The sequence below is a fragment of the Pseudomonas sp. W2Aug9 genome, assembly GCF_023127755.1.
GTDB lineage: Bacteria > Pseudomonadota > Gammaproteobacteria > Pseudomonadales > Pseudomonadaceae > Aquipseudomonas > Aquipseudomonas synxantha_A.
Genome location: NZ_SPKL01000037.1, coordinates 424,789 through 431,587 on the forward strand (window position 1 = coordinate 424,789; position 6,799 = coordinate 431,587).

6 protein-coding genes are annotated in these 6,799 nt (G+C 58.0%); 1 reads left to right on the forward strand and 5 read right to left on the reverse strand.

What is annotated here, in order from left to right:
• The first annotated feature begins 158 nt into the window (after positions 1 to 158).
• The gene (locus E3O56_RS26495; RefSeq protein ID WP_032881248.1) at positions 159 to 1,478 is read left to right on the forward strand and encodes a PAS domain-containing methyl-accepting chemotaxis protein; all 1,320 of its coding nucleotides are present in this window, start codon (positions 159 to 161) and stop codon (positions 1,476 to 1,478) included.
• A 146-nt stretch (positions 1,479 to 1,624) separates the two neighbouring features.
• On the opposite strand, the gene E3O56_RS26500 is transcribed toward E3O56_RS26495, so the two are convergent.
• The 5 genes from E3O56_RS26500 to E3O56_RS26520 form a co-directional block, all read right to left on the reverse strand.
• Positions 1,625 to 2,119: a hypothetical protein gene (locus tag E3O56_RS26500; protein ID WP_078822144.1), complete on the reverse strand. Its 495-nt coding sequence runs from the start codon at positions 2,117 to 2,119 to the stop codon at positions 1,625 to 1,627.
• A 132-nt stretch (positions 2,120 to 2,251) separates the two neighbouring features.
• On the reverse strand, positions 2,252 to 3,661 hold the full coding sequence (locus E3O56_RS26505) for an MFS transporter (RefSeq protein WP_248129200.1): 1,410 nt from the start codon (positions 3,659 to 3,661) through the stop codon (positions 2,252 to 2,254).
• Positions 3,662 to 3,670: 9 nt separating this feature from the next.
• Complete coding sequence (locus E3O56_RS26510) at positions 3,671 to 4,408, reverse strand: NAD(P)-dependent oxidoreductase (protein ID WP_032879781.1); 738 nt, start codon at positions 4,406 to 4,408, stop codon at positions 3,671 to 3,673.
• A gap of 15 nt (positions 4,409 to 4,423) precedes the next feature.
• Complete coding sequence (locus E3O56_RS26515) at positions 4,424 to 5,056, reverse strand: glutathione S-transferase (protein ID WP_216092005.1); 633 nt, start codon at positions 5,054 to 5,056, stop codon at positions 4,424 to 4,426.
• A 190-nt stretch (positions 5,057 to 5,246) separates the two neighbouring features.
• On the reverse strand, positions 5,247 to 6,515 hold the full coding sequence (locus tag E3O56_RS26520; RefSeq protein WP_148852587.1) for an IS110 family transposase: 1,269 nt from the start codon (positions 6,513 to 6,515) through the stop codon (positions 5,247 to 5,249).
• Positions 6,516 to 6,799: the final 284 nt, after the last annotated feature.

Here is a 6,799-nt window from a genome sequence, read left to right on the forward strand (position 1 = left end):
GTGGCCTTGCATAGCGCCAACCCCTGTCTATGCTCACCCAGGACCGTTAATGATGCTTGGCCTATAAAGCGTTTTGAATGGTTATTTCCCCGTGAAGGTTTACCAACACAAGAATGGAATGCGCCGTTCAGGCGCCGGGACTCAAGGGTGATCTGACCATGTTCAACCGCCATCACAAATCCGACCTGCAAGAAATCCAGCGTTTTTCCTGTGCCCTCACCGAAGCCAATGCCAAGCTCGCAGCCATCAGCCGTTCCATGGCGATGATCGAGTTTGATCGCACAGGCGTGATCCTCGAAGCCAACGAAAATTTCTGCAAGAGCATGGGTTACAGCGTCGATGAGATCCGCGGTAAACATCACCGCATTTTCTGCGATGAGGCCTACACCCACACCGACGAATACAGCAAGTTGTGGCGTGACCTGGCGCGGGGCGAGGCGCTCAGTGGCACCTTCATGCGTTTGAACAAGCGCGGTGAAGAGGTATGGCTTGAAGCCAGCTACATGCCGGTGCTGGACAGCGACAACCAGGTACGCAGTGTGATCAAAGTGGCGTCGGATATTTCTGCACGGGTGCACCATGAACACGAAAACCAGAGCCTGATCGACGCCATTGGCCGTTCCATGGCGGTAATCGAGTTCACGCCCCAGGGCCAGATCCTGAATGCCAACGACAATTTCCTGCGCACCGTGCAGTACTCACGGGAGGAAATCATCGGCCAGCACCACAGCATGTTCTGTCATCGCAGTGAAGTGGAGTCGCCGGCCTACAAGGCATTCTGGGCCTCCCTCAATCGCGGCGAATACCACTCCCATCGCTTCGAGCGTAAAAACAAATACGGCAAGACCTTGTTTCTGGAGGCGTCCTACAACCCGATCTTCGATACCAATGGGCGCCTGTACAAAGTGGTGAAATTTGCCAGCGACATCACCGACCAGGTCACCACCCTGCGCACCGCCGCTGATTCGGCCCACGCCACCTCCGTACAAAACGACGCCTGCGCCCGCAAGGGCTCGCAGGTGGTGCAGCAAACGGTACAGATCATCGAGGCCATCTCCAGCGACTTGAACCAGGCTGCCCACAGCATCGATGCGGTCAACAAACAGTCCGACATCATCGGCGCCATCGTGCAGACCATCCGCAGCATTGCCGAACAAACCAATATGCTGGCGCTCAACGCCGCGATTGAAGCGGCGCGAGCCGGCGAGCATGGACGCGGGTTCGCTGTGGTGGCCGATGAAGTGCGCAGCCTCGCGGCCCGCACCAGCCAGGCGACGGTGGAGATAGTGGATGTGGTGCGCAAGAACCACGACCTGTCATTGAGTGCGGTGACGAGCATGCAGTCGAGCTTGAGCCGCACGGGGCTTGGGGTGGAACTGGCCAACGAAGCGGGGCAGGTGATTCTTGAAATTCAGGAAGGCTCGCGGCATGTGGTGGATGCAATCAGTCAGTTCAATTCGACGCTGCAACTGCAATAGTCGAAAACTCTGCTGATCCCATGTCAAAGGAGATCCAAATGTGGGAGGGGGCTTGCCCCCGATGACGGAGTGTCAGTCACTGCATTGGGTGGCTGACCCAATGCCATCAGGGGCAAGCCCTTTCCCACATTGGTCTACTGTGCAGCTTAGATAGCAGCCAGGGTCTCTTTCACCGTCTGCGCCTGTGGGTCAACCGTCTTTGCTGCTACCTGCTGCTGTTGCTGCTGCTGAAGCCGCTCGGACACTTGCTTGGCAAAGGCGTTTTGCTCTTCCACCGGCAGGGCGTTCAGTTGCTCCAGGGTCAGGCCCCGTTCTTTGAGCAATTGATCGCGAATGCGCTCGGCCGGGGTCTTGGTCATGTAATCGGTGAACTCACTGCGGGCTGAGCCGGCAGCGCTGGATGCCGGCACGTCGCTGGACGCCGTGGCTTGCAGTTGCACACGGGTCTTGGCGAACGCTTCGTCAATGCGATCACTGGCCTTGTCCAGTTCCTTCTGCGCAGATGGCACCGTGATGCTCTGCTGCGCAGCCTGCAGGGCGCCGCTGTACAACGCGCTGGCGGCGGCGTTGGCGGGGTCCATATCGGGTCGCTTGATCTGTTGGACGGTCGACATGGCTTGGGTGTTGTTGTTAACCAGCATGATCGGTCACCTGTGTAAATGTTCGGTTCCACAGCTGGAGCAAATAGTGTGCCGGTTGCGATACCCTCTATTTACTGGGGGTCGTGTGGCCGTTGCGGCAAGCACTCTGCCGCAGGCGGCCAAGCATTGCCGTCAGTGGGCGATATTTTCCAGCGCGAGGTTACGCGTACGCGGCCCGAACCAGCTGATGGTAATCATCACGACCAGCATGCTGCTGGCGATAAACGCCAACACCCCTGGCGTGCCCAGGTGTTCGAGGATAAAGCCGATCAACAGGCTGCTGAACACCGTAGATAGGCGGCTGAACGAATAGCAGAACCCCACGGCCCGTGCGCGGATATTGGTGGGGAACAATTCGCTCTGGTACGAGTGATAACTGAAACTCAGCCAGGCATTGCAGAAGGTGATCATCACCCCGCAGAAAATTAGCCCCAGTGCGCTGGTTTGCAGGGCGAACAGGCTACCGAAAATCACCGCGCCCATGGCGGAACCGACAATCTGCCATTTGTTTTCAAAGCGGTTGGCCACCTTCACAAACAGCAACGGCCCCAGCGGGTAGGCGAGGGTGATGATAAAGGCGTACATCAAGCTGTGGGTCACGCTGACACCCTGGCCCGACAGCAGCGCCGGCAACCAATTGCCGAAGCCGAAAAAACCGATGGCCTGGAACACATGGAACACAATCAGCATCAAGGCGCGGCGACGGTAGGGCGGTTGCCAGATATCGGCAAAACGGCCGCTGCCTTGAACGCTGACGGCTTCGGGTTGCGGCTCATCCAAGGGCTTGCCGTGATCTTTCAGGCAGCGTGTTTCCAGGTTGTCCATGATCGCACCGGCTTCTTCGAAACGGCCCTTCTGTGCCAGCCAACGCGGCGATTCAGGCAGGCGCTTGCGCAATTGCCAGATAAACAGCGCAAACACCGCGCTGCTCAACACCACCCAGCGCCAGCCGGAGATGCCGAACGGCGCCTGGGGCACCAGCCACCACGACATCAAGGCCACGGCGGGCACCGACAGAAACTGAATGAAAAACGCAAAGGCAAACGCCGAACTGCGCATGCGCTTGGGCACCAGTTCCGAGAGGTAGGCATCGATAGTCACCAGTTCGATGCCCAGGCCGATGCCCACCACAAAGCGCATGCAGATGATGCCCAGGGCGGAGGTTTGAATACCCATCAGCACTGTGGCGACGGTGTACCAGATCAATGCAAAGGTGAAGATCGCCCGGCGCCCGTAGCGGTCGGCGATGGGGCTGAGCAGGCTGGCGCCGAGGAACAGGCCGAGGAAGGTTGCCGAGGCGAACGCAGCCTGGTCCGAGAAGCCAAACACGCCCTGGCTGCCGGTATTAAAAATGCCGTCGCTGATCAGGCCGGGGCTGATATAGGCGGTCTGGAACAGGTCATACAGCTCGAAAAAACCACCGATGGACAGCAGCGCCACCAGGCGCCAGACGGTGGACACGGCGGGCAGGCGATCGATGCGCGCGCTGATATGGGCGGCGCGGAGCGGGTCGATACCGTCGGTGGTGGATTGGGCGGGCATGGTGAAAACTCAGTAAGTGATGGGGATTTCAAATACCTGGAATGCATCATCCAGCGGTTGGTAGCCCAGCACACGTGTGGTTTCGCTCAAATCCAGACGCTTGAAGCGGTTGTTGGAGATGCCGTGGGCGATCAGGTGCTTCACGCCGACGGTTTCCACTGAGCGTTGCAGCAGTTGCACGGCATCCCGCGGGCTGAGCCACGCGCTGAGGTCGCGGGCGTTGTTCAGGTCGTGGGTTTCGGGGAATTCAAAAGCGCCGATGCGCAGGGCGATGGTCGACAGCGGCGTCTTGGCTGCGTAGTAGCCACACAACGCCTCGCCATAGCATTTGCTCACGCCATACATATTGGCGGGCATCACCGGCATACCGGGGGTGATCTGGCGATCCACCGGGTAGCCTTCGATGGTTTGCGCGCTGCTGGCAAATACCAGGCGCTGCACGCCGGCGGCCACGGCAGCTTCGAACAGGTAGGTGGTAGCGAGTATGTTGTTGGGCAGCAATTCGTTGAATGAGGCACTGGCGTGGGGGATACCCGACAGGTGCACGATTACGTCGATGCCTTCGAGCAGGGTCGCCAGGCTGGATTTATCGCTGAGGTCGGCGTGTACGAAACGGTGTCCACCCAGGTCGAAATCCGGCGCGATGCGGTCAGTGAGCGTGAAGCGGTAGCGGTCTTGCGAGGCCTGGAAAAATGTCTTGCCGATTCTGCCGCAGGCGCCGGTGAGTAGTACGTTGAGTCCGTTCACGTGGGGTCCCTGTGCTTAGTTGTGGCCGTCGAGGGCGAAGGTCTTGAAACCGGCGTGCTGGCTGAGCCGCTGATAGTAGGCGGCAATGGCGGGGTAGGGCGGACGCTGCATGGGCGTTGCCTGCCAGCGGTGTACCGAGAGGCCGATCAAGATATCGGCGAGGGTGAATTCCTCCCCGGCAACATAGGCACCGGTCTTGGCCAACTGCTGTTCGAGAATGCCCATCTTGTCGTTCCATAGCTGTACCGCGGCGGCGATTTGCGCCGCGTCGAGGCCATCGGGGTTGTTGCGTACCAGCGCGGTGAAGGCGTCGCCCCAGGCGCGGTTGAGTTCGACCGCTTGCCAGTCGATCCATTGCTCGACGCGGGCCCGTGGCGCCGGTTCGACAGGCAGCAAGTCGTGGCGTTGGTACAGGCCGACGAGGTAGCGGCAGATGGTGTTGGACTCCCACAGCACGCCGTGGTCGTCGATCAGCACAGGTATCTGCGCGTTGGGGTTCAGAGCGAGGAACTCGGTGGACTGGGTGGGCTTGAAGCCGATGCCCCAGTCTTCACGCACGTAGTCGATGCCCAGTTCCTGGCAGGTCCACAACACTTTGCGCACGTTGATGGAGGACGTGCGGCCCAAGATTTTCAGTGAATGTCCCATGGTGCTTCCCTGGCGATGGAAAGTGGTCAATCTAGCAGGGGTAAAGTGGGCACGGTTAAAAAATGTGGGAGGGGGCTTGCTCCCGATAGCGGTGGGTCAGTCAACTTACAGATAGCTGACCCACTGCAACCACGCCCTGAGTCCATCCGTCAAACCGCTTTAGCCTCGTCAAACGCCCTGAGTCCATCCGTCAAACCGCTTTAGCCTCGTCAAACGCCTCAGCTAGAGAGGACCCGCGCCGTTTCAAATTCTGTATATGAGCGGCTTCATCGTACGGGGTGCTGGTTTTCCAGCACCTGTACACAATCCTGATCCATTTGAACGCCAACGCTCTGAGCGCCGCCTGATATGAGCACCCTTTCGCCCGCTGTTTATCGTAATAAGCCCTGGCCCAAGCTGATTTGTTGATGCTTTGCGCTGCCCATTCAACAAAGGTTTGGCGGATAAACGTTGAGCATTGATAACGCCAGCGAACAATCTTCGTCTTGCCACTGCGCTCCATGACTGGCGCTACACCAACGTATTTCTGGACTGCGCTGGCGTTTTCGAAGCGATTACGCTGCTCACCCAAAGCGGTCATCAAGCGTGGTGCCAACTGCGGTCCAGCCCCTGGCAGACTTTGGAAAATGGGGTAGTCAGCCAGCGCTGCTGCAACGCTTTCAATCTGTGTATCGAAGCGTTTGATTGCGTTCACCATCGCCTTCAATTGCTCTGCCAGAACGACGGTATACAGCGACATCGGCTCGATAATGCCTCGGTCTTCGGTCAGCGGCATGGCCTTGGCGATCTGGTCCATACGTGCCTGATTGCACCGCGAACGGCGGACGTTATGCTCGTTGAGAAATCTCTGAAGCCTTTCAGGCTGCACGCGCTTGATCTTTTCAAACGTCGGCCAACGAATCAGGAAATCACAAAACACCGCTGTTCCATGGTCATGGAACAGTTCGAGAGCCAGTGGGTAATATTCTTTGAGCGTACTGACCAGGCGATTACTGATTTTGACTCGCTCCTGAACCAGCGTGCGGCGATGCTCGGTCAAGCTCGCCAGCGAACGCATGGCGGGGCTCTGCTGCTCTAATTGGGGAAATTTCTCCGGATGCTTGAGCAGCAACTCAAGAATCCATCGCGCGTCGGTTGGATCGTCCTTCGCGCCACTGCGTACGAACGTTTTGCGGTATTGAGCGACGGTGGCCGGATTGATGGGGAAGATACGCACGAAATCATATTTCAACAGAGCAGCAATTAGCGGCCCTTTACTTAGCTCCACCGCCACCGCGATCAACCCCGGAAAGCGCTTGTGTAGATCAAGCGCCCAGCGTTCTATCGCTTGCGGGGTGTGGTCAATGACACTGAGTTCACACTGGCCACCGTCAGCGGCCTGCAACCTCACATCGTGCTTGCTATCAGCCCAGTCCATCGAGATATAAGCACTGAATTTTTCATGCAAGAGTGTTTTCATCGCAGACCTCCACTCGCGCTAAAGTTGCACTTGGGAACATGCAAGCTTGCGTCCAGCGAAGGCGATATAGAGAGCTATGGGAGCATCCCCTGAGTGTTCGTTACGGCCGCAAGCGCACCTATGGGCTCGAATGTGATTGCATGATCATCGAATGATACGGGAGCAGATTCGTAGCCCGTAGGTGCATGTTCCTTCCTCGTCGATTACTGATATTTCAGTGGTATCAGTATGGAAAAGGAAAGAACGGATTACCTATATCGGGAGCAAGCCCCCTCCCACATTTG